Annotated in this window: 17 protein-coding genes and 1 pseudogene; 9 read left to right on the top strand and 9 right to left on the bottom strand. The window is 58.3% G+C overall.

Annotated elements, in window-relative coordinates; translation table 11 throughout:
- Nucleotides 1–121: 121 nt before the first annotated feature.
- Genes DBY20_01175 through DBY20_01185 form a run of 3 tightly spaced genes read right to left on the bottom strand, consistent with a single transcriptional unit; the run spans nucleotide 122 to nucleotide 2,337 of the window.
- On the bottom strand, nucleotides 122–877 hold the full coding sequence (locus DBY20_01175) for an AAA family ATPase (protein PWL79863.1): 756 nt from the start codon (nucleotides 875–877) through the stop codon (nucleotides 122–124).
- Nucleotides 874–1,122, bottom strand: a complete 249-nt coding sequence (locus DBY20_01180; protein PWL79864.1) for a hypothetical protein — start codon at nucleotides 1,120–1,122, stop codon at nucleotides 874–876. Before DBY20_01180 ends, DBY20_01175 begins: the two co-directional genes overlap by 4 nt.
- Nucleotides 1,123–1,170: 48 nt before the next feature.
- The gene (locus tag DBY20_01185) at nucleotides 1,171–2,337 is read right to left on the bottom strand and encodes an IS21 family transposase (protein ID PWL79865.1); all 1,167 of its coding nucleotides are present in this window, start codon (nucleotides 2,335–2,337) and stop codon (nucleotides 1,171–1,173) included.
- 164 nt (nucleotides 2,338–2,501) lie between these two features.
- Between DBY20_01185 and DBY20_01190 the strand changes: the two genes are divergently transcribed.
- The 4 genes from DBY20_01190 to DBY20_01205 all read left to right on the top strand — a co-directional run bounded on the left by DBY20_01190 (nucleotide 2,502) and on the right by DBY20_01205 (nucleotide 4,779).
- Nucleotides 2,502–2,621, top strand: coding sequence for a hypothetical protein (locus DBY20_01190; protein PWL79866.1), 120 nt, complete (start codon nucleotides 2,502–2,504; stop codon nucleotides 2,619–2,621).
- 451 nt (nucleotides 2,622–3,072) lie between these two features.
- On the top strand, nucleotides 3,073–3,849 hold the full coding sequence (locus tag DBY20_01195) for a hypothetical protein (GenBank protein PWL79867.1): 777 nt from the start codon (nucleotides 3,073–3,075) through the stop codon (nucleotides 3,847–3,849).
- A gap of 370 nt (nucleotides 3,850–4,219) precedes the next feature.
- A complete protein-coding gene (locus DBY20_01200) occupies nucleotides 4,220–4,498 on the top strand; it encodes a hypothetical protein (GenBank protein PWL79868.1) in 279 nt (92 codons plus the stop codon).
- Nucleotides 4,495–4,779, top strand: coding sequence for a toxin-antitoxin system antitoxin subunit (locus tag DBY20_01205; GenBank protein PWL79869.1), 285 nt, complete (start codon nucleotides 4,495–4,497; stop codon nucleotides 4,777–4,779). The genes DBY20_01200 and DBY20_01205 overlap by 4 nt, the downstream gene beginning before the upstream one ends.
- A gap of 356 nt (nucleotides 4,780–5,135) precedes the next feature.
- Here the strand turns inward: DBY20_01205 and DBY20_01210 are convergent, their stop codons facing one another.
- Nucleotides 5,136–6,074 carry an aldolase gene (locus DBY20_01210; protein PWL79870.1) on the bottom strand — a complete coding sequence of 313 codons (939 nt, stop codon included), beginning with the start codon at nucleotides 6,072–6,074 and terminating at the stop codon, nucleotides 5,136–5,138.
- Between the two features lie 198 nt (nucleotides 6,075–6,272).
- Here DBY20_01210 and nadE point away from each other — a divergent pair, with 198 nt between their 5' ends.
- The gene (gene nadE / locus DBY20_01215) at nucleotides 6,273–7,859 is read left to right on the top strand and encodes an NAD(+) synthase (protein PWL79871.1); all 1,587 of its coding nucleotides are present in this window, start codon (nucleotides 6,273–6,275) and stop codon (nucleotides 7,857–7,859) included.
- An 898-nt stretch (nucleotides 7,860–8,757) separates the two neighbouring features.
- Here nadE and DBY20_01220 read toward each other — a convergent pair.
- Both DBY20_01220 and DBY20_01225 read right to left on the bottom strand, forming a co-directional pair.
- Nucleotides 8,758–9,888, bottom strand: a pseudogene (locus DBY20_01220) (acetyltransferase).
- Between the two features lie 208 nt (nucleotides 9,889–10,096).
- Nucleotides 10,097–11,281, bottom strand: a complete 1,185-nt coding sequence (locus tag DBY20_01225; GenBank protein PWL79872.1) for a pyridoxal phosphate-dependent aminotransferase — start codon at nucleotides 11,279–11,281, stop codon at nucleotides 10,097–10,099.
- A 271-nt stretch (nucleotides 11,282–11,552) separates the two neighbouring features.
- Between DBY20_01225 and DBY20_01230 the strand changes: the two genes are divergently transcribed.
- Both DBY20_01230 and DBY20_01235 read left to right on the top strand, forming a co-directional pair.
- On the top strand, nucleotides 11,553–11,882 hold the full coding sequence (locus DBY20_01230) for a TrpR YerC/YecD (GenBank protein PWL79873.1): 330 nt from the start codon (nucleotides 11,553–11,555) through the stop codon (nucleotides 11,880–11,882).
- A gap of 3 nt (nucleotides 11,883–11,885) precedes the next feature.
- Nucleotides 11,886–15,530 carry a DNA polymerase III subunit alpha gene (locus tag DBY20_01235; protein ID PWL79874.1) on the top strand — a complete coding sequence of 1,215 codons (3,645 nt, stop codon included), beginning with the start codon at nucleotides 11,886–11,888 and terminating at the stop codon, nucleotides 15,528–15,530.
- 44 nt (nucleotides 15,531–15,574) lie between these two features.
- Here DBY20_01235 and DBY20_01240 read toward each other — a convergent pair whose 3' ends face one another.
- Nucleotides 15,575–16,750: an AAA family ATPase gene (locus DBY20_01240; GenBank protein PWL79875.1), complete on the bottom strand. Its 1,176-nt coding sequence runs from the start codon at nucleotides 16,748–16,750 to the stop codon at nucleotides 15,575–15,577.
- Nucleotides 16,751–17,355: 605 nt separating this feature from the next.
- Here DBY20_01240 and DBY20_01245 point away from each other — a divergent pair.
- Nucleotides 17,356–18,336, top strand: a complete 981-nt coding sequence (locus tag DBY20_01245; GenBank protein PWL79876.1) for a hypothetical protein — start codon at nucleotides 17,356–17,358, stop codon at nucleotides 18,334–18,336.
- A gap of 535 nt (nucleotides 18,337–18,871) precedes the next feature.
- Here the strand turns inward: DBY20_01245 and DBY20_01250 are convergent.
- Nucleotides 18,872–20,158 carry an IS256 family transposase gene (locus DBY20_01250; protein ID PWL79877.1) on the bottom strand — a complete coding sequence of 429 codons (1,287 nt, stop codon included), beginning with the start codon at nucleotides 20,156–20,158 and terminating at the stop codon, nucleotides 18,872–18,874.
- Nucleotides 20,159–20,649: 491 nt separating this feature from the next.
- Nucleotides 20,650–21,090: a hypothetical protein gene (locus DBY20_01255; GenBank protein PWL79878.1), complete on the bottom strand. Its 441-nt coding sequence runs from the start codon at nucleotides 21,088–21,090 to the stop codon at nucleotides 20,650–20,652.
- 1,576 nt (nucleotides 21,091–22,666) lie between these two features.
- Between DBY20_01255 and DBY20_01260 the strand changes: the two genes are divergently transcribed.
- The gene (locus tag DBY20_01260; protein PWL79879.1) at nucleotides 22,667–22,873 is read left to right on the top strand and encodes a hypothetical protein; all 207 of its coding nucleotides are present in this window, start codon (nucleotides 22,667–22,669) and stop codon (nucleotides 22,871–22,873) included.
- The last annotated feature ends 612 nt before the right edge of the window (nucleotides 22,874–23,485 follow it).

Consider the following 23,485-nt stretch of genomic DNA (forward strand, 5'->3'; position numbering starts at 1 on the left):
TGAAGTCACGCGACAGATTGTCGAGGCGCGCATGGAAGAGGGGCTCACTATTTTCGTCAACAAGAAAATGAACAAAACGCTACGTTCATTTTGAACAAAACGCTAACATGCCCAAGCTTCTCTAACTTTCGTTTTTACCAAGCATGAGCGCTGTGTCCATTCTATGGCTCGGGCCGCTGAACTCTATAAGTCTTCCATGATGGACGATCCTGTCTATAACGGCCGATGCTAACTTGTCATCTCCCAATACCGTTCCCCACTTCGAGAACTCGATGTTGGTGGTAATTATCAAGCTCCTCCTCTCATAACAATCGGATATCACCTGGAATAACAAGCGCGCTCCTTCGATATCTATCGGTACGTATCCGAACTCGTCCAAGATGATCAGATCCGCTTTGAAAAGATCTTTCAAGAATAGATCGAGCCTTTGCTCTCTTTTGGCTCTGACCAGTGCGATAACGAGTTCAGCTGTCGTGAAGAACCGGCAAGCAAGACCCCTATTCACACAAGCGATACCGATCGCGATTGCCAGATGGGTCTTGCCACGACCAGTCTGGCCATAGAACACAAAATCTTCTGCTGCATAGATATAGTCAAGCGACATGATGTCTTCTTTGCCATAACCTTCAGGAAGCCCTAATTGAGCGAAGTCATAGTCGGTAAAGCTCTTTATTTGAGGAAATCCCGCTTTTCTAAAAAGACGATCTCGCTTGTTCTTTTCCCTGACACCTTGTTCGAAGCTGATGAGTTCGATCACGCATTCGGCTTGAGCCGCGCTCGCATTCTCTAGGAAATGCTCTACGCTGTCCTTAGAGAAGAACATCTTTCTTGCAAGACCCCTGAACTGCTCTATCGTCTCTTTCGACCTGATCGTCATAGCAGATCCTCTCGCTTGAAGCTCATTGCTGCGTCATAGATATTCAAATCTATCGGTTCGTCATAGGCGATCTTTGCTGTGCTAAGCCCTTTCGCGGCTACGCTCACGCTGGCATCATCTAACCTTCCGCACCGCTCTAAGGTGATCTTTGCGGCTTCAACCATCATGTTCCACCCAGATTGTGCAACCACGGCTTGCATGATCTTTAAGTCCTCACGAAGATCGGCCTTATTAAGTGAGTCCATATATGCGCGAAGGTCGTCAGGAAGGGCAAAGCGCACCTTGGAATTGATTCAACCGCCAGGCTTTCGTATAAGAAGCGGTAGCTGGCTCGCGGGATCGCTTGTATCTGTTGGTGCATCTCCGTATTGCCTTGTGTGTCGAACGATGAACATGCCATCTTCGCTATAAAGCTCGATATGGTTTGCGCTAAGAGCACATATGAGCACTTGTTTAGCAAACTCAGGAGAAGAGGAATACTTGTGGTTCCCACAAAGCGTGACCTTTCCTTGAAGGTCTGCTTTTCTTCGTTCATACCTGACAACGCTGAAAGAGACCTCAGGAAGACCTGAAAGAGCAAACCTGTCTTCTATGAACAGCTGATCTTCAGGCTCTCCTTTGGCATAGTGCATCTTCGAGAGCCCCATGCATTTACGCAAAAGGCGTTCGTTATAGACATCGATATTGTCGATACGAGGAGGAGGGGTGAAGATGTTTCTTCTGATAAACCCCACCTTACCTTCAACGTTTCCTTTCTCGTGACCCGAATCGGGGTTGCAGAAGGTATAGGCGAAGTTGTAGTGGGCGCAGAAGGCAGAGAAGAGCTTCGTGAGCTTAACCGCATCCATCGTCCTTCTGCCGACGCCCGTCGCGTTGTCGAAGACGATGCGCGAGGGAACTCCTCCTATGAATTCGAAGATGTTCTTGAGCCCCTGGCATACGCATTCGGCATTCTCCGAGGAGAAGAGCTGGGCAAATCCCATGTTTGAATAGGGAAACGAAAGCACAAAATAACTCAAGCGTCGCTTCTGCCCTAATACGAAGATATCTACCTCCCCGAAGTCAGCTTGAGCTTCACCTGGTGGCCACTCTAGGTCCAAGAATTGCTCGTTTTGCTCGCCTCTCTCGACCTTAAGCCTTCTCACATAGTTGCGCACCGTCGATTCTGAGCAAGATATGCCGCACTCTTCTTTAAGGCGCATCCAAATCCTGTGAGCTGTATGTTTTTGCTTATGCCAATTCCTCTTGTCCTCATCCAGCCAGCTTTCTATGATTGCTCTGTAGCGATCGAGCATGCATACCTTGTCAGTCTTCTTCGGGATAGGCTCTGAAAAATCGCTTTCCTTAAGGTATTTATAGACGGTGTTTCTGCAAACACCTGTCTTTTCGGCAATATCGGTGATTGATTCGCCTTGTTTTTTGAGCTGGCGTATAGAATACGCTTGGGACATGCTTATCATTCCTTTCCGGCCTCCTTGGTCGCATTAACTTATCCAAGACCAATTTAGCCAATCGTTTGGTGGGCATGTCCTTTAGCGTTTTGTTCAAATGTTACATAGCGAATTGTTCATTTTTACGATAGCGAAAATAGCTCACGCAGCGCGAGCTCGCTCGACGCTGCGGCATGAAGGCATCGAACCTCAGCAGGCTCGAGAACGGCGGCGGCAACCCCTCCGTGGCCACGCTCGCGAAGATTGCTCGTGGACTCGGGCGAAGGCTTGAGATTAGGTTTGCTCAGGGTTAGCGGCCGTAAGGTTCGCGCATCGTCATCTCGACCAAAGCGACCGCAAAGCGTCCCCGACGTCGTCATTTCGACCGGAGGCGCGTAGCGCCGCAGCGGAGAAATCTGCGCGTAAGATTTCTCGACTCCGCTCACTTCGTTCGCTCCGCTCGAAATGACAGGGGGGGGCGCCCACTTCGCTCCGGTCGAGATGACAGACGGGGGCGAAGGGGCGTAATCACGTCCCATCTCATTCCGAAATCATTTTGCTTTATGTCCGAGGTCGCTCCGGGAAGACCCGGCGTTTCGGCCACGCGCACTCGGCGATTCTGTTAGATGCGCCGTATAGGATGTGCGCTACGTTGACGAACGACCAGGAAGGACGTAGCGCATGGCAGACCATAGGCTTATGCCGGAAGGGGGTCGGAAGACAGGTCCTCCCTTTCCCGGTAACTTTACTATCGGGAACAACCTTATGTTCGGACATGTGATGCGCGATCCTGATATCTGCAGGGGGATAATCGAACGCATCTTGGGCGTTGAGGTTGGCAAGATCGCCTATCACGAAACGCAGAAGGAGATGATAGGCGAGCTGCTTGCGAAGGGGGTGCGTCTGGATGTCTATGTGGAAGGGACTGGCGCAGTCTACGATGTTGAGATGCAAGCGACACGCGAGCTGGCGTTGGGACGTAGGTGCAGATACTATCAGGCCATGATCGACACCGGACTGTTGCGCCGCGGCGGAGTTTACGGTGATCTGACCTGCAGCTTCATCATCTTCGTATGCACCTACGACCCGCTTGGGGCCGGTCTTCCCGTCTATACGGTGGAGCCGGCTTGCCTCGAGCGAGGTGGTCTGGACGTGGGAAGCGGCATGCGCTGGGTGCTGCTCAATGCTCCCGCTTGGCGTGCCGAGGCCAATCCGGGATTGCGGCGTTTGCTAGAATACGTGCATGAGGGTACGGTTCCCGATGGCGATGAGCTCATCGGCGACATCGATAGAGCCGTGCATGACGCCAACAATGACGAGGGACTGGTGAGGGACATGTGGTGGTCAGTCAATACCGTCGAGGGGAATGCCGAAATGCGCGGGTACATGTACGGTCGCGAAGACGGTCTCGCCGAGGGCGAGGCCAGGTACAACGCCCTCGTCGCCAAGCTTGCCGCCGAGGGGCGCATTGATGAGTTGGTGGACGCATCGCAGGATGCCGAGGCACTTGCGGCGCTGCTCGCCGAACTCGACCGAGACTAACGCAACTTTTCCCGCTTCTTATATCACTTTCGATCGGAGTGGCCGCAAGGCCCGCACATTGTCATTCCGACCGTAGGCGCGAAGCGCCGGAGCGGAGGAATCTCCGCCGTCAGGGATTTCTCGACTCCGCTCACTTCGTTCGCTCCGCTCGAAATGACAGGGACCCGCTTTGGTCGCTTCGCCCGCGGTGTCGCATCTCATCCCGAAATCATTTGGTTCCATGTCCGAGATCGCTCCGGAATCTCCTGGCGTTTCAGCCGCATGCGCTCGGCGATTTTGTTAGATGCAGGGCGTAGGGTAGGAGAGGTCAGTTTTTCAGCTCGTGATCTAATAAAGTAGTATAATAAAGTAGTAGAAAATAGAGGAATCCATGGACTCTTTGGAGATTCATCCTCGCGTGTTTGCACGTCATCCTGAACTCTCCAAAGAGGATGTCGTCGCTGCATGGAGCAACGTATATTACGAGGCAGTACGACCGGATAGTCCGAACTTTCCGGAATACCTGTGGATTGGGAGAGATGCACGTCAGCGCGACATTGAAATGGTCGGCGTGAGGACGGAGACGGGATGGCTTGTCTATCATGCGAACACGCCGCTGTCCAGGCGGACACGTGCTGAGGTTGAGAGGGCGAGGAGGCGCGGGCGATGACCGAGCATAAACTTGCAAATGGATATGTCTTAAGTGACGAGGAGATTGAGTCGAGGGCGCGTGAATGGGAGGATGGCACGTGGAAGGGAAGTCTTGTCGAGCTTCGCGTGGGCAGGCCCAGACTTTCTGACGAGCCGAATGCCAATTTATCGTTCAAATGTCCTGAGTCGGGTGCGCAGATGATCGAGCAAGCCGCCAGGGCGTCAGGTATGAAGAAATCCGCATTCATGCGCGATGCGGCTTTGGAAAAGGCCGCTCTCGTCTTGGCAAAGGCGACCTGAGATAAGTGGCGAGCGCAGCAACGTGCACGGCAGCGTGCGCAGAAAGCGCTGCTCTCAAATCCTAGACATCCGCAAGAAATGCGCGGATAAGGGCCTACGATAAGTCTCGCGTCTTCGGCCATCGTAAACGAAAGGGGCCGCCGAAGCGGCCCCTTGCCTGTACCAGTATCGTGCGTGCAACTCGCTGCGCGTTGTCATCCCGAGCGAAGCGAACGAAGTGAGCGGAGTCGAGGGATCTCGGCGTGAGATTTCTCGTCAGGAGATTCCTCCACTACGGGGCCTTCGGCCCCTCCGGTCGGAATGACAGGGGACGGGAGCCCGCCGCGCCTCCGGTCGAAATGACAGAGGGGAAGGCCTTAGAGCGTGTAGTGCTCCTTGCCTTCGAAGACGTCCATGGCCTCCTCGACATCGTAATCGCCGAGCGTGATGGCGCTGATGGCCTGCGTAAGGCGCACGGCCTCGTCGAGCGAGCGCATGTGGATGTTGCGGCCGGTGGCGTTGCCGACAGCACCGCCGACGTGAATCTGGTCGTAGAGGCTCGAGAGGAACTCGCGGGCATCGGCCTTGGAGCCGCCTGCGCACACGAGGCCCGTGCGGCCGGCAGCGCGGCTTGCGATGGCCAGGAGCTCGGCACTCGTCTTACCGTCTGCGGCTGCCGGCGGGTTGACCTTGACGAAGTCCGCGCCCAGGCACAACGCGACGCCCGCGGCACCGGCGATGAGGTCGGCGGCCTTCTCGTCCGTCACGGCCTCGCCGCGCGGGTAGATCCACAGCACGACGAGCAGGCCCTCGGCATGCGCCTCGGCGATGAGCTCGCCAGCCTCGGCCAGCATGTTGGCCTCGAACTCGCTACCCAGGTAGATGGTGTAGCCCAGGCCGACGATGTTGACGCCAGCCTCGCGCATCGCGAGCACGGCCTCGAGGTCGTAGAGCTGCGGGGAGTAGGGGTCCTGCTGGGCGGTCTTGACCAGGTTGGTCTTGGAGTTCATCTTGACCAGGTAGTTGATGTTGGGATAGTCGCGCGCGTACTGGGCGATGAGGCCGCGCTGGCCGGCAAGCACGCCAATCGTGCCTTGGTCGCCGATCTGGAAGAGATGCTCGGGGTCGCCATCGGCCGGATCGATGCCCTCGCCGTGGAAGTCCTTGTTGAGGTGCTCGATCTTCTGGTCGCAGGCAAAGAGCATGAGACGGCCGGTGCCGCGCGTGGCGGCCATGTAGTTATCGAGGTAGAGCTCGACGGCCTCGGGCATGACGTCAGCGGGAACGCGCACGTCCTCACGGGTAATCTGGGGCATCGTGGTAATCCTTTCGTTTTTGGCGAGGCGCCCGTGTGTCTGGGGGCGCGTCGCTTCAATGCATTGCCCATCATTGTACCGCGAGAGCGGGGTAATATGTGCTCATTTTGGTGCCGGAAGTGAAATGTTCGCACGCCGCGCCGCACCTGCGCTCATGGTATCCTTGGGGGCAGACGTACCGAGCCAAGGGAGCGGCATATGCGCATTGCGGTTGCACAGGTAAACCCCCGTGTCGGCGATCTGTCCGGCAACATGAGCAAGATGCTCGATTACGCGCGGCAGGCAGCGCACGCGCACGTTGACCTCGTCGTCTTCGGGGCGGGTTCGCTCACCGGCGCGCACATCGGCGGTCTCGTCGACTCGCATGCCTTCATCGAGGACGCGCATGACCATCTCTGCGCCTTCGCGAAAGAGTCGCCCGTGCCCGCGCTCGTCTCGTGCGCGAGCGTCAACGAGCTCGACGCCGACACGCTCGCCATCGTTCCCGAGCTCTTCCTCGCCGGTGCCGGCTCGCTCGAGTCGCTCGGCGCACCCGCGTTGCTCGAAAGCGACGTCGTCCCGGTCATCGAGCTTGCGGACAGCAACATCGCCGTGCTCTTCGATGGGCACTTCGAGTCGGGCAGCAAGCTTTCCAACGTCGACGTGCTCGTCGAGATGAACTACGACGCCTTCGGTGACCCGATGGCGGCTCCGGCGGCGCGCGGTGATCTGCGGCATCTCTCCGCGCTTGCGAGCGAATGCGGCGCGCATGTCGTGAGCGCTAACCAGTGCGGCGCGGCCGATGCGGTCGTGTTCGCCGGAAACTCCACGGTCACGGCACCCAACGGCAGCCTCATGCACGCCGCGCCCATCGACGAGGAGGACCTCTTCGTCTTCGATACCGCGCCTGGTGCCGTCCACGAGGTGCAGCAGCGTCCGGCCGTCGAGCTCGACATCCGCGAGATCGTCTGGCGCGCGATTGTCGTCGCGACGCGCGATTACGTGCAAAAGAACGGCTTTTCCGATGTCATCATCGGGCTGTCGGGTGGCATCGATTCCTCGGTCGTGGCCGCGATCGCGGTCGACGCGCTTGGCGCGGCCCACGTGCATGGCGTCGCGATGCCCGGTCCCTATTCGAGCGATGCGTCGCTTGCCGATGCACAGGAGCTCGCCCGCATGCTGGGTATCGACTGCGCGGTCGCGCCCATCGACGAGCCGCTCGAGGCCTTCGAGCGCGTGCTCGCGCATTCCTGCGGCGGCAGCGTCGATGGCCTGGCTGCCGAGAACCTCCAGGCCCGCGTGCGCACCGTCGAGCTCATGACGATTGGCAACAGCCACGATTGGCTCATGCTCAACTGCGGCAACAAGTCCGAGGCCGCGATGGGCTTCTCGACGCTCTACGGCGACACGGCCGGGGCGTTTGCGCCCATCGGTGACATCTACAAGACCGAGGTCTACGAGCTCGCCGCATGGCGCAACGCGCAGGAGCCGCGCATTCCACAGGCCATCATCGACAAGGAGCCGAGCGCCGAGCTTTACGCCGGCGCGCGCGATACCGACCGCCTGCCACCGTACGAGCAGCTTGACGAGCTGCTCGAGGCGCATGTCGAGGGCGAGCTGGGCGCAGCCGAGGCCATCGAGGCCGGCTTTGACGCGCATCTCGTGGCATGTGTGCTCGCTGCGGTTCAGCTCAACGAGTACAAGCGCCGCAGCGAGCCCATCGCGCCGCATGTGCTCGGGACGTCGTTCACGAAGGACCGTGCCTGGCCGATTACCAACGGCTGGCGCGATCCAGGCATCGTCTAGGGGCGCTGCGCTCCCTGTCATCCCGAGCGCAGCGAAGCGGAGTCGAGGGATTTCTTCATCACGCTGGCTGCGGCTCGCGTATGGCCTCTGCCGGCAGGAATCCCTTGACGCAATCGAAGATGAGGTCCTCGTAGACGACGGCGCCCTCGGGGCGCAGATGCTCGTGATCGTCCCAGAGGTACTCGCCCACGTGATCGACGACGGCCGCGTACCAATCGACGAGGTGCACGTTCTCGTGCGCGGCCGCGAAGTCCGCCAGCATCGGGTTGTTGTGGTCGGTCACGTCCTTCTCGTTGTAGACATTGACGAGGAAGATCTGCTTGTCCGGGCCCACGAGCTCGTACATCTTGTCGAGCTCGTCGTCTTCGAGCATGAAGTTCGAGAAGCACGCGAAGATCACGACATCGCCGACGACGCCTTGCGCGAGATAATCCTTGTAGACATCGCGTGCCTGCCAGAACCATCGCCCGATGTAGCTGTCCATCAGGGCGTTCGTGTAGTGCGAGTAGAACTCGTCGGCGGAGTCTCCGGGTACGGAATCACCAATGAGCAATGGGTTGCGTATACGCGCGAGACGCTCGGCTTCGGCGAGTTCGGCGGCTTCCTGGTCGAGTTTGCCCTTGAGGTAGTTGCTCGCGGCCACCGCGTTGCCGATGACACCGTTTGCGGGATCGTAGCTTGGCGGTGCGTCGCCGTAGAGCTGCATGGCCGCGCCCGCGGAATGCCCCGTGCTCTTGATGGCGTCTTCGGGGACCTGGTACTCGTCGGGAATGATCGTGCAGCCTCCGATGGCGATTGCGGCGGTGAGGATGCTCGCGAGCGCCGGCGCGATGACGCGGGGGCGCGTGATGCCGCGACCGGGTTTGCCGCGGCGCTCGCGCCAGCTCGCGATGGCGCGTCCGATGGCACCGTGGCGGATGGGGTTCTCGACGAAGGTGTAGGACAGCGCCGCCACCACGAAGGTGATGACGAAGACCGCGAGGATGAACCACCAGGCATAGCTTGAGCCGGGATTGAGCGGCTTCATCAGTAAGATGATGGGGTAGTGCCACAGGTAAATGCCGTAGGAGCGCTGGCCGACCCACACGAAGGGCTTGAGGCTCGCGAAACGTGCCAGCCTGCTGCGCGGGTGCACGAGCACGGCGATGAGCACGGCCGTGAGCACGGAGTTAATGATGATGCCGCCGTGGTACATGAAGCCCGAGAAGCCGTCGATGAAGGCCATCATGCCGATGATGCCGACAAGCGCGATGACGCCGATCACGTCGAGGAGATTGATGGTGCGCGAAGGCACGTTGCGCGTGCCCTCCTCCGTGAGGGCCTGGCCGGGCCAGAAGAGTGCGAGCCATGCGCCGATGAGCAGCGAGCAGGCGCGCGTGTCGGTGCCGTAGTAGACGCGCGTGGGGTCCTCGAGCGGGTTGTAGAGCACCCACATGAGCGCGGCGGAGATGACTGCCAGTACGACGCAGCCACGGCGGATGATGGTCTTGCTCGCGCCGAGGTGGCTCACGACGAGCAGCAGTATGGGCCAGATGAGGTAGAACTGCTCCTCGATGGCGAGCGACCAGAAATGCGTGAGCGGGGACGGGTCGCCGAGCGAGTCGAAGTACGAGAGGCCGCGGAAGACGTACCACCAGTTCTGGAACCAGAAGAGCGAGGGCACGACATCGGGACGCAGCTTGGTGAGCAGCGGGTGGTTGAAGAGCACGCAAAGCGCGGTGACTACCACCACGACGAGCACGATGGCGGGAAACAGGCGGCGCACGCGGCGCAGCCAGAACTGCGGGAGGTTGACGGTGCCGGTCTCCTCGAGCTCGGCCATGAGCAGGCCGGTGATGAGGTAACCGGAGAGCACGAAGAAGACGGTGACGCCGAGGAGGCCGCCACATGCGAAGCGGAGGTCGAGGTGGTATGCGATGACGGCGACGACGGCCAGGGCACGCAGGCCATCAAGCGACGCGATGTAGCGCTTCTTCACCTTTTTGGGCGCTGGTCGCCCCGTGCGTCGTGCCGTCAATGCCCCCTCCATCTTTACAGCACGCAATATAAGCCGCGCGCGTGCATGGTGCAAGGGGGAGCATTGTCATCTCGACTGGAGGCGCGCATGGCCGCGGCACGTTGTCATCTCGACTGGAGGCGCGAAGCGCCGGAACGGAGAGATCTCATGGCGAGATTTCTCGACTCCGCTCACTCCGTTCGCTTCGCTCGAAATGACAGGGGAGGGGCGCTTGCTGACGTTACCCGCGGTATTCGGCGTAGACGTCCTCGAAGGCCTTGAGGGCACCGCGAATCGTGGCCTCGTCGCAGCAGTAGCCGACGCGCGTCCAGCCCTTCGTGAGAAAGCCGTCGGAGGGCACGAGCAGTAGCTCGTGCTGGCGGCAGACCTCGCAAAACGCCTGCGCATCGGGCTCGAGCGCCTCGATCCACATGTAGAACGCGCCCTGCGGGTAGATGACGTTGTAGCCGATGCTGGTGAGGCCATCGTAGAGGAGCTTGCGATTGCGGTCATAGGGCTCGACGTCGATGGGGGCGTCGATGCACTCGGCGACCGCGAGCTGGAAGAGCACCGAGTCGCAGATGTAGCCGAGCGAGCGGCCGGCACCACACACGGCCTTGTAGACGCGATCGAAATCGGGCATCGAATCGGGGACGAGCAGGTAGCCGATGCGCTCGCCGGGTAGCGAGAACGACTTGGACCACGAATAGCAGACGAAGGTGGCGTCGTAGAGGCTCGGGACCCAGGCGGGTGTGAGGCCGTCGTAGACGAGCTCGCGGTAGGGCTCGTCGCTGATGAGGTAGATGGTGTGGCCGTATTCGGCGGATTTGGCGCGCAGAAGGTCCGCGAGCTGCGTGAGGTTCTCGTCGCTGTAGACCGAGCCGACGGGGTTGTTGGGCGTGTTGATGATGATGGCGGCTGTCTTGGGCGTGATGGCGGCCTCGATCGCGTCGATGTCGAGCATGAAGTCGCTTGCGCGCGCGGGTACCTCGACGGTGATGGCGCCGGCGTTGCTCGCCCAGGTCTTGTACTCGGGGAAGTACGGCGTGATGGCGATGACCTCCTCGCCAGGCAGGACGACGGCCTTGATGGCGATGCAGATGGCGGCCGAGGCACCGGCCGTGAAGTAGAGGTTGCCGGCCGTGTAGTGCGTGCCATAGCGGCGGTTGAGGTTTTGCGCGATGGCCTCGCGCGCCTCGACGAGGCCGGGAGACATGGTGTAGACGTGCATGGTGCCCTGGCCCTCGCGCACGAGGCGCTCGATGGTCTCGTCGACGATGGCGGGGGAGGGTACGCTTGGGTTGCCGATCGAGAGGTCGAAGACCCTGTCATCGCCGATCTGGGCCTTGCGCTCGAGGCCGTAGGCGAATATCTCGCGAATCTTGTTGGGTGCGGCACCCAGGGCGTACATATCTTCGTTGATCATGTGGGCTCCTTTTGCGGGAGATGCGGGCAAACGGGATACGTGACAGTGTAGCGCAACGAGACGGGGAAGTGTCATTTCGACTGGAGGCGCCGAGGGCCGCCCCTCTGTCATTTCGACTGGAGGCGCGAAGCGCCGGAATGGAGAAATCTCGTCCTCCTCTCATTTCGCCTATGAAACGGTGCCGAATCGGAATTTACGCGAATCGTGTCGCAGGAGCGTAGTAGGATATCCGCATACTCAAAATCATCCGCGATTAGCCTTGGGAGCGCACGTGTCCGACAAACTCCGAACTCCGCTCGTCGATAAGCTGCTCACCGTGCTCGCCAGCATGGACAGCACCGATGAGGTCTACGACTTCCTGCTCGATTTGTGCACCGTGCGCGAGATAGCCGAGATGTCGCAGCGCCTCGAGGTCGCGCGGCTGCTGGCAGGCGGTCAAAGCTACCTCGACGTGCAGGACGTCACGGGGGCCTCGGCCACCACGATCAGCCGCGTGTCGAAGTGCCTCAACTACGGGAGCGGCGGCTACGAGGATGCGCTGCGCATCATCGCGGCAGGCGATGCCCCGGGCGAGGCCGCGGGTTCGGAAGGCGAGGAGTAGGGTATGGCGGAACAAGACATCCCCGCATTCGAGCAAATCAAGGCCGCGAGCGAGGGCGAAGGCCCCATCCCCACCTCATGCCGCGAGGCCGGCACCTTCGTGCACCTGCACGTGCACACGGAGTATTCCCTGCTCGACGGTGCCACGCGCATCAGCGAGCTGTGCACGCGTGCCAAGGAGCTCGGCATGCCCGCCGTCGCCATCACGGACCACGGCTACATGTACGGCTGCGCGGAGTTCTACCAGGCGGCCATCAAGGCCGGCATCAAGCCCATCATCGGCTGCGAGGTCTATTTCACGCCGGATTCCACGCTGAGCCGCGACAAACGCCCGGAGCTCTACCACATGATCCTGCTCGCCAAGGACAATCGCGGGTATCGCAACCTCATGCGCATCGTCTCGGATGCTGCAACGGACGGCTTCTACTACAAACCGCGCGTCACGCTCGAGGCTCTGCGCCAGTACCATGATGGCATTCTGGCCACGAGCGCTTGCATCGCCGGCGTCATTCCCAAGTCCATCGACCGCGGCGAGTTCGAGGTGGCCAAGGAGTGGGCGCAGACCTTCATCGACATCTTCGGCAAGGATGACTTCTACATCGAGCTGCAAAACCAGGGCCCGGAGATCGTGACCGACAACGGTATCAGCCAGCCACGCCTCAACGACGCGCTGTGCAAGCTCGCCGGCGAGATGGGCCTCAAGGTCGTCGGCACGAACGACCTGCATTACCTGCGCCAGGAGGACGCGTACACGCAGGACCTCATGCTGTGCATCGGCATGGGCAAGTTCGTGAGCGACACCAACCGCATGAAGTTCTCGAACGACCAGTTCTACCTCAAGAGTCCCGAGGAGATGGCCGAGGCGCTCAAGGAGCATCCGGAGTGTCTGGCAACCACGCTCGAGATCGCAGATAAATGCAACGTGACCTTGGAGTTCGGCAACATCATCCTGCCGCGCTACCCCTTCCTCAAGGAAGGCGAGACAAACGAGTCGCTGCTGCGCGACATGTCGATGGAAGGCCTCAAGCGCCGCTACGGCGATCCGCTGCCGCAGGAGGTCATCGACCGTTTCGAACACGAGTACGAGATCATCTGCTCGAAGGGCTTCGCGGCGTACTTCCTCATCGTGCAGGAGTTCGCGCGCTGGGCCAAAGGCGAGGGCATCGGCGTGGGGCCGGGGCGTGGCTCGGCGGCCGGCTCGATTATCAGCTACGCGCTCGACATCACGACCTTCGACCCGCTTGCCAACGACCTCATCTTCGAGCGCTTCCTGTCGCCCGAGCGCACGGAGATGCCCGATATCGACATGGACTTCGACGACGAGCGCAGGCTGGACGTCATCCAGCACTGCCGCGACATCTATGGCCCGGAGCGCATCGCGCACGTCATCACCTACGGCAAGATGAAGGCCAAGCAGGCCGTCAACGACGCCGCGCGCGTGCTCGAGTATCCGGTGTACATGAGCGCCGCCATCTCCAAGATGATCCCCAACGACCCCAAGATGACGCTCGAGCGCGCGCTTGCGGAGAACCCCGACCTGCGCAAGCAGTACGAAAGCGACCCGGACACCGCCAAGATCATCGACGCGGCAAAGCGCCTCGAGGGCATCACGCGCGGCGAGGGCGTGCACGCGTCGGCCGTCATCATCTGCCGCGACCCGGTCTACGATTACGTCCCCACCAAGCTCGACACCAAGGGCGGCATGATCATCACGCAGTACGACGGCGTGATGACCGCCAACATGGGTCTGCTCAAGATGGACTTCCTCGGCCTGCGCACGCTTACCGTCATCTCGAAGGCGCTGGCCAACATCAAGGCCAACCACGGCATCGACATCGACCTCGACAACATCGACATGAAGGATCCGGCGATGTACGAGCTGTTCGCGCGCGGCGGCACGGCCGGCGTGTTCCAGGTGGAGTCACCGGGCATGCGCGTGCTGCTCAAGAAAATGCGCCCGGACTGCTACGACGACATCGTCGCCGTCATCGCGCTGTATCGCCCCGGCCCGCTGGGTGCGGGCATGGTCGACGACTTCGTCGACCGCAAGCTCGGCCGCAAGCCCATCGCGTACTACGACGAGCGGCTCAAGCCCGTGCTCGAGAGCACCTACGGTACCATGGTGTACCAGGAGCAGGTCATGAGGATTTCGGTCGTCATGAGCGGCTTCACCACGGGCGAGAGCGATAAGGTGCGCAAGGCCGTGGCCAAGAAGAAGATCGCGCTCATGCGCGAGGTCGAGCAGAAGTGGGCCGACGGCACGGTCGAGACCATGGAGGACCACTGGCTCAATGGCGCCGAGCGCAACGGCTACGATCGCAAGATCGCGCAGACGATCTGGGACGACGTGCTCAAGTTCGCGGAGTACGCGTTCAACAAGTCGCACTCGGCCGCGTACGGCATCCTCACGATGCAGACCGCGTGGCTCAAGGCGCACTATCCCAACGAGTACATGGCCGCCGTGTTGTCGAGCTACACGGGCAAGACCGACAAGATCGTGCACTACGTCAACGCCTGCAAGCAGGACGGCATCGCCGTGCTTCCGCCGGATATCAACCAGTCGCGCGGCGACTTCACGGCCACGCCCGAGGGCGTGCGCTTTGGCCTGGCGGGTCTCAAGGGCGTCGGCGAGAAGGTCGTCGAGCTCATCATCGAGGAGCGCGAGAAGAACGGGCCGTTCACGTCGCTGCACGATTACACCTATCGCGTGCCGGGCGAGGCCTGCAACAAGCGCGTGGTCGAGGCACTCGTCAAGGCCGGTGCCTTCGATTCGACGGGTTATACGCGCAAGCAGCTTTGGGGCTTCATCGAAGGGGGCTCGCTGCTCGAGCAGGCCGCGCAGCGCCAGCGCGACCGCGAAAGCGGGCAGGTCACGATGTTCGACTTGTTCGCGGAGGCGGATGCGGGCGATAACGCCGAGATCGAGGAAGAGATTCCGGCACCCGATGGCATCGAGTGGGATCGCAGCATCAAGCTGCGCTACGAGAAGGAGTCGATCGGCATCTTCGTCAGCGACCATCCGTTGTCGCCCTACGCCGGCGTGATGGCGAAGACGGCGTACGCGGGCCTGGGCTCGCTCGACGACGAGGAGGTCTTCCACGACGGGCGTACCTACGACTTCGCGGGTATGGTCGCAGACGTGCAGGTCAAGACCACCAAAAAGGGTTCGAACATGGCGATCGTGCGCCTCGAGGACATGGAAGCCGGCGTTGACTGCCTGTGCTGGTCGAAGACCTGGGAGGAGTACCGCCAGGTGCTGCAATCGGAGCTCGAGACGGGCGAGATCGCGGCCGTGCACGTGCGCGGCAAGCTCGAGCGCAGCGACCGCGGTTCGCAGGTCATCGTGTACGAGGTCAAGCCGCTTGCGGCTGACAACGGTGCCGATGGCGGGGCTGCGGGTGCGGTCAGGCGCGGGCCGAGCGCGATGGCGATTCACGTGCGTTCCGAGATGTTCTCGAACGAGACGATGCACGAGCTGTCGGCGATTTTCGATAACTATCCGGGTGCGCACCCGGTCACGCTGTTCATCGAGCAGGCGGATGGCAGGAAGTTCCGTGCCGAGCTGCCGGTGAGCGTCAACTGCGGATCGCGGGAGATGGTCACGCGCGTTGGCGAGCTTGTCGGTGCAGGTGCCGTCGAGGTGAGGTAACGCCGTAGGGGCGGGGCCGCAGTGCGGGAGAGTGGATAGATGGGTTATCTGACTCCCATGAGCCAATCTCTCGCCGATAGTACCCGACACTCTTTCGTCTGGTAGCTGTCCTCTACGCGAGCAACCACAAATCGCCTGGACTGGGCAATGTCAAGCTCGTCCCCCACGCCAAGCAAATGTCGCGCGTATTTGGAGTGGTAGGTACGCGACGATTTTATTTCCACAGCCTGCCTGTCCGCAGGGTTCGTGAAGTCGAGGAGGTCGATTTCACGCTTGCTGTCATCTCGGTAGAAGTACAGTTCCGGACGCGTGGCGTTATTGAGATGCTGCTTTGCGGTTTCGGAAATGATGAGATTCTCGAACACGGCTCCAAACATCTCATGATTAACGAGTTGCTCCACTGACGTGATGTGAAGCAAGTGGCAAAGCAAGCCCGTATCGTAGAAGTACAGCTTGGGGGATTTTGTCAGGCGTTTCCGGGCATTCGCGTGGAAAGGCTGAAGCAAGAAGACGATGTGGCTCGATTCGAGGATGGAGAGCCACGATTTTGCAGTCCTTGGGGCCACGTCCGCGTCGTTTGCAAGTGAAGAGTAGTTTAGAAGCGCCCCCGTGTTCAAAGCGCACATCTCGAGCAGCCTGCGAAACGACGTCTTGTTTCGCACGTCAAGCAATCCCGCAACATCTCTTTCTATATATGTCTCCACGTAGCTTGGAAAGTATGCTGCTGGTGGGATATCCGCAGAATGAAGGCGTGGATACCCGCCCATGAAGGTGAAATCATCAACTGCGTAGTTTCCCTGCATGCTGTCTTGAAGCTCCCGATAGGATAGGGGGAGTAATGTCGTCAATCCGATGCGTCCGGCGAGCGACTGGGAGATGCTTTCCATCAAGAGGAAGCTCTGGGATCCGGTGAGAACGTATTGGCCGGCAGATCCGCGTTCGTCACTCACGACTTGGATCATCGAGAAGAGGCCGGGAGCATACTGTGCCTCGTCGATGATGAGACGCTCCGGCCTATTGCGAATGAAGCTCACCGGATCCTCGATCGCCGCTGCGCGTATTTGAGGGTCCTCCAACGTTACATACGAATAATCGGGGAACGCGTGCTTGGCGAGCGTTGACTTTCCGCTTTGACGCGGACCGGTAAGCGAGACGACTGGGTACCAGCCCGCGGCCTGTTTAAGCTTCGGTTCAAGCGCCCTATGTATGAAGCCTTGCATGCAAGTCTCCTCGAAAACCAGAATTGGTAATTAGATAATACCAAAATTAGGAAGTAAGACTTACCAAAATAATGAAGTAGGGAATACCGAAACGTTTTCTGCACGTGGGGTTGCAGGTGCGATGTCGCGGATGCACAGAAACGGCGCATGTCTAGGGTCGCGGGGGCTCAGGCGCGGTCGGATGACGCACTTTTGGCTGATGTCTAGGGCCGGGGGCGCGCGAAGGCTAGAGGTTGGCGATTTCTGCGCAAGCGGAGACGGCGAATCCTAGAGATGGCCGCTTTTTGCGCGTGGGAAGTCGCAGACGCGAGGTTGCAGGTGCGAGAGAGCGCGGGTAATCCTAGGATTGCGGGATTATTGCGCTCGGAGGCTGCTATAATGCGCATCACTACATGGAGGCCATTAACTCCTCCTCCTCTTAATATTGGACGCTGCTGACCGGCGTTCTCATTCTAGGCATTTCGGGCATGTGACCCTTTGCAAATCGTCTCCGCGAGGACGGCTTTTCGTTTACTCGCTTCCGCTTGATCCACCAACCGAATACATCCCGAGCCTCCTGAACACACCGCAGCAGTTCGATTGTCCGAAAGGAACAGTGAGGCTCTATGTCATTGCACATTGATGCCGATTGTGCGCTTGCATACTGGATGTCGAGTGCAGCGGGGCGCGGGGCTGCCAAACGTGCGTCGCATGAGACGCTCATGGAGCGGTTTCAATCGGGCAATTTGCCTGGCTGGGCATACGGCAACGACATGCGCCTGCATGTCGTTGCCGAGGGCAAGAGTGCGTTCGTGAACAGAAAGGGACTCTATTGCCGCGTGGTCATGTCGTCCCTGCCTCGTGATTCCTTTGCCTTTACCGATACGGGATTGCCCGTTGTCTCACCCGAGTACTGCTTTCTGCGACTTGCGAGCGCCCTATCGCTGCCCGAGCTTGCGAAGGTGGGCTCGCTGCTTTGTGCGGCGTTTTCGTTTGACGAGGCCGGTTGCCTGATGGAGCGTTGCGATCCGATTGTCTCCACCAATACATTACATAGGTACATCAAGGCGGCTGGGTCTATGAAGGGCGTAGTGCGGGCTCGCCGGGCGCTGCAGTTTGTTGCGGCTGGTGCGGCATCGCCGCCGGAGATAGACGCGACACTTTTGTTGTGCCTACCACCAATGCACGGCGGATATGGGTGTCCAATGCCAGAGCTCAACGGGCATGTTAGGTTGAATCCCGTCATAGCGCGGTCACTGGGGTATGCGGATTGCTATGGCGATTTGCTCTGGCGCGATGCGAAGTGCATCGTCGAGTACACTTCCGAGCAGCATCACACCGGCTATAGGAAGCAGGCGCGCGACGAGATGCGTCGCGCTGCGCTTGAGGCCATGGGCTATCGGGTATTTCTGCTCACAAAACCGCAGCTTCATAACCAGGTCGCGTTCGAGGGGTTTGCGCGGGCAGTGCTGCGCGCTATTGGGAAGCGTATGCCTCGCCGGAGTCTCGAGTATCAGAGCGCACAGTATGAGCTGCGCAAAAGCCTGCTCTTCGAGCCGTCATGGGCGATTACGCATGCATGTCACGATCGGGTGGGGGAACTGTGAGACGAAGAAAGCCGGCAACTGTGGCAGGTATCGAGCTTTGGCTGGGTATCGGGTGCTGCAGATACTGCCGATGGCGTCGCAGGCGCGCAGAAACGGCGCATGTCTAGGGCCGCGGGGGCTCAGGTGCGGTCGGATGACGCACTTTTGGCTGATGTCTAGGGCCTGGGGCGCGCGAAGGCTAGAGGTTGGCGGTTTCTGCGCAAGTAGAGACGGCGAATCCTAGAGATGGTCGATTTTTGCGCGTGGGAAGCTGCGGGTGTGAGATTGCGGATACAGGGGCGGTTATGGGAATGCTTGGAAAATATGCATTTTTAAGAAAATTATCCCTGGAAAATATGCAACTAAAGAGCGAATGGCAATCAACCTCAGGCAAGAGAAGTTTGCATTTTTGCAATTTCCAGCGTTTTAAAGTTTGCAAAAATGCAAATTTTGACTGTTTGAAGTCTACATTTTTGCATTTCACCTGGTAGATCCGGGTAGTGTCCCGAATGTTGGTGTAGGCACCTAGAATCTGGTTCGTATTCTAGCCCATCATCTAGGCGGCCCTCCTTCCAATCGGATTATCGGCGACCACGACATCGATGATCCGCCTCGCATGCTCTTCGGCGGTTCCCTCGTATGCAGGCGCAGGAGCGGTCGGCTTTGACGGAGCCGTTGCCTGAGCGATCGATTCCTCCGTGAACCATCTCCTGCTCGCCCAATCCTCGTCCATCTCGGAGAACACGGCTCCCAGCATCCGGATCAGCGACTTTCTGGATGGGAATACCTGCACTACGCGGCTCCTCCTCTTGAGCTCGCGGTTGGCACGCTCCTGCACGTTGTTGGTGCGAAGGCGCCTGTGGTGGGCATAGGGAAAATCGAGATAGGCGAGGGCATCCGCCTCTGCCTCCTCCAAAAGCTCCGCCGCCTTCGGACAGAAGCTGGAGACCTCCTCGCATGCAAGATGGTAGAGCTCGCGCACGAGATCCGGGTCGCGCTCGTCGAAGACGGCGTGCAGGATGGCGAGCACAGCCGCCCTCTTTTGCCTCGTGGGTGCACTTGATGCGGCATTCCTCATCAAGTGCACGATGCAGCGTTGCCAAGCAGCTCCTGGAAAGACCTCCTCTATCGCACGCCTCAGTCCCTCATGGGCATCGGAGGTCACGCAGGCTACACCGTCTACCCCTCTCTCGCGAAGCGACCTCAAGAATGAGATCCAGCCTGCATAGGTCTCCGTATCGATGGCATCAAGGCTCAGCAGGCGCCTATAACCATCAGCGCCGACACCAATCGCGGTAACGAGGGCGCAAGAGGAGACATGACCTTCATCACGGCATTTGATATAGGTGGCATCGAGCCAGATGTAGGGATATGCCACCTCCGAAAGATCGCGGCTCTGCAAATCGGCCACGATGTCATCCAAGGACTCGCAGATCCGCGACACTTGGCTTGAGCTCATGCGCTCGATGCCCATAGTGTGAGCTACGCGCTCGACCTTCCTTGTTGACACACCATTTGTCACCATTTCCGATATCGCCGCGATTACCGCACGATCCACCCGTGAATAACGCACTATCAGATCCTCTGGGAAATAGCTGCCTCGCCTGAGTTTTGGGATGCGCAGGTTGATCGTGCCAACACTGGTGTGAAGCATCCGCTCGCGATATCCGTTTCTCCGGTTGCCATCGGCGCAGGCGTCTTCTGCCTGCGCGTCCATTATCTCGTTTACAAGCGATTCGGCCATGATGCGGATGAGCTCTTGGATGTTGACCATCCCGTCATCGAATCTCGGTAAATCTTGGCAAAGTGCTTGCTGCTGCTCTAAACTGTTCATTGCGGTCATCCCTTTCATCTCGAACTTCAGCAATTCAAGATTCTAGGCGATGACCGTTTCTTATGTTTCAATCGAAACGGTTCTTACACCAACATTTGGGACATGATCTAGATCCGTCACTTCTGACGATGCTTGATACTGTCGAGTACAGCCCCTCTTTGATTCGGCTCAGCATGGTCTAATAAAGAGAAAGATCGCTTTATCGTATAGGACGTCGCGGGTACGCAGAAACGGCGGATGTCCAGGGTCCGGGGCGTACAGAGGCTAGAGGCCGGCGATTTCTGCACGTACTGGGACGGCGGACCTAGAGATTCGCGGTTTTGCGTGCTGGGGACTGCAGACGTGAGGGGTGCAGCACAGGAGAGTCATTAGGGGCAACGTAATGAGTCATGTAAGTGCTGGAGGAAGGACTCACTAATATCAAATGAAAAGCACCGGTCCAAGAGGAAAATGACCTCCATACCAGTGCTTATGCATGAATAATCTTAAAATACGACGAACTAAATGTCAAACCTATCAGTCTGTTTTACAACAATGATGTTGCGTTTGCGATTAACAAACAGAAGATTTTTCAGGGCTCTTAATGCAGGAGAAATCTTGCGAAGCTCATGTTCGATTTGAGTGTCTGTCAGGTTTTTAATTCTTTGGCTGTCATATATGACATTTGGCGATTGATGTATTGCCTCACGAACGATCTTTAATACTTTGTCTGGTTTTGGACTTCGAGGTGATTTGATCTCCCAGACCAAGCCAAAGATATTTGCGTCGGGCGAATTGCGATAATCGTCATTGCTTTTCTTCGGGAAAAGCACGTCATGGCCACGTATTGCAAACGCTTCTGCTGTTCGCAGCTCGTGTGGCCAGACATTGGCTCCCGATTGAATGACTATGTTTCCTTCTAATCTCTTCATAGAGATCATTATACTTGCGTTAAGCGACATCAATCTCGTTTCTAGCCTTTGCGTGAGATAGCGCTGAGAGGGATGTCTCCATGGATTATCTTTTCTCGTTTAGATTTGCATGTCTTCTGGTTCGAATTATCTAGGTTCTGATCGATGCGAGGATCAAATTATCTTGTGTATGGATAAATGTGAGTAACGCTTTATCAGAGAATCAGATTAATTTGAAATCTGGTTAATGTTCTAGAAGATTAATTAGAAAACAGATTAATTTGTAATGTAAATAATGCATCAGTTAGTCTTAAGTGAGTAAAGCATTTAGTTTTAAATAGTCTATATATGGACAGTACTTTTACTAAAGTAATTCTGTTAAAGGATAAGTACATTTATAAGTAAAAGTCACTAGTAGGATTTCAATTATTAACTGGCAATACCTGCTAAATAATAAATACAAGTATATGTATTTTATTATTAAGTGATTTAAACAATTAGAATGTATATCCAAATAGAGAATGAAATCTTTTAAAATCGCTATCTGAATAGTTAGCAAAAATGGATGTTCAACTAACAATTGATATTTATGAAATCTGAACAGCTAGGATTTTGTGAATTGCTCATAGCAAAGCTTCGAAAATGCATAGCGGTTTTGGATATGGGGTTCGATTTTCGTATATCGAAGTCGAAAATGGGCCAAAATCGCGTAGCTCGGGTGCCAAAACAGGGCAAATCGAGGCTTGGAATCAAGGGTTTGCGGCTCGGTCGATGTCTCGTGGCTAACGAAACGATATCCCCTGCAAAAACGACGCGTTTAAACGCCTTCTAACGGGTTTTCCGGGGTCATGGGGTGTCTTGGGGCGCAGAGAAGGCCTTAGCGCCTCTCAGCGCCACATATTGCCCCAGCGTGAGGGGGCACGGGGTGTGCCTGCCAGGGCTTAGAAACCCATGCGCCCTGGTAGATACGTCCCGCCCCTCGTGTTGTTTGCTGGCATTGTGACCACGGGAATCTGTCGGCTGAAGTCGCAAACAGGTTCAATCGATGTATCGCCCATATATAGAACGGGCGCGTGGGCTCTGGTTTCGGAGGGCGCGCGTGGTGCGTCTCCATGGCTTAGAAGCCCATGCGCCCTGGTAGACGCACCACGCGCCCTAGGTGTTGCATCTGGCGCTGTGTGTCACGGGGTCTGACCCCGTGACACATTTTGACCGGAGGGGCCGAAGGCCGCCCTCTTGTCATTTCGACCGGAGGGGCCGAAGGCCCCGGAGTGGAGAAATCTCGCCCGTCACAGCTACTGGAACGTAAGAGCGAGATCCCTCGGCTCCGCTCACTGCGTTCGCTTCGCTCGGGATGACAGGGGGGGTGCCGCGAGGCGGCGGAACGGGGAGATCCCTAGACTCCGCTCACTGCGTTCGCTTCGCTCGGGATGACAGGGGGGGGTGCTGCGCTCGGGATGACAGGGGGTGCCGCGAGGCGGCGGAACGGGGAGATCCCTCGGCTGCGCTCACTGCGTTCGCTGCGCTCGGGATGACAGGGGGTCGCTTCGCTCGGGATGACAGGGGGGGGTCGCTTCGCTCGGGATGACAGGGGGGGTCGCCGCCTTCCGAGAATTGTGAATGGAGGATGGAGAGGGCGGGGTTTCACGCGCCGCTCGTTGTCGAAAATCGACCGTTCATATTGGAGGCGCAGAAATCTGGGAGGGATTTGCAGCGGTGTCTGGACGGGTTTGCAGCCCACGTAATGCTTCGGCGCGGAAGCGCGGATAAGCAAGGAGAGGGTGGCGCGGAAAGGCTGGTGGGCGGAGCGAAGATGGCGCGGAACCGCAGGTAAACGGCAATAAAGGGGCATTTTTGGACACTCGCTGGAAATCGAAGAAAGGGCTCGCGTTGGTCAAGTTTCTATGCCGTCATCGGGCGCTGCTGCTGTTTCTGGCTGGCAAAGTGACGTCGTTCTATAGGCTTCCGCGCTTGGTTCCGCGCTTCATAACACCAGGTCAAAGCATATCGAACAGCGATTTCGGTACTTTTCCCGCGCTGGGTTCCGCGCCTGTATTTTGGACAGCGCGGGGATTTTGGGTGTGATAAGAGATGATTTGACGGCTTCCGCGCCTCGTTTGCGCAGGTCAGGTGGTGTCCCGCGCCAAAAATGCCAAAAATCCCGCGCTTTCTTTGACCTGGGGGTTTACAGCGCGGGGGTCTGGGAGTAGAGTACGCAATGATTCAAAAGCGGCATTGGGCGCACTGCGCCCTTCGCGAGGAGTCAGCCAAAGTCACCCAGTGGGGGACTTGACGGCAAGCCTTAGGGCAAACCGTCAAACCCAGAGGGCGCGGCGGATCGTATGAACCGCAAGCCTTCATAAACGGGAAGACTGTGCGGCGACTCGCGGGCCGGAAGCAAGAAGGAAAGGCAGCAGGGTGCAGAAGCACTACGACATAGAGAGAA

It is taken from the genome of Coriobacteriia bacterium, from assembly GCA_003149935.1.
In the GTDB taxonomy this organism is placed as follows: domain Bacteria; phylum Actinomycetota; class Coriobacteriia; order Coriobacteriales; family QAMH01; genus QAMH01.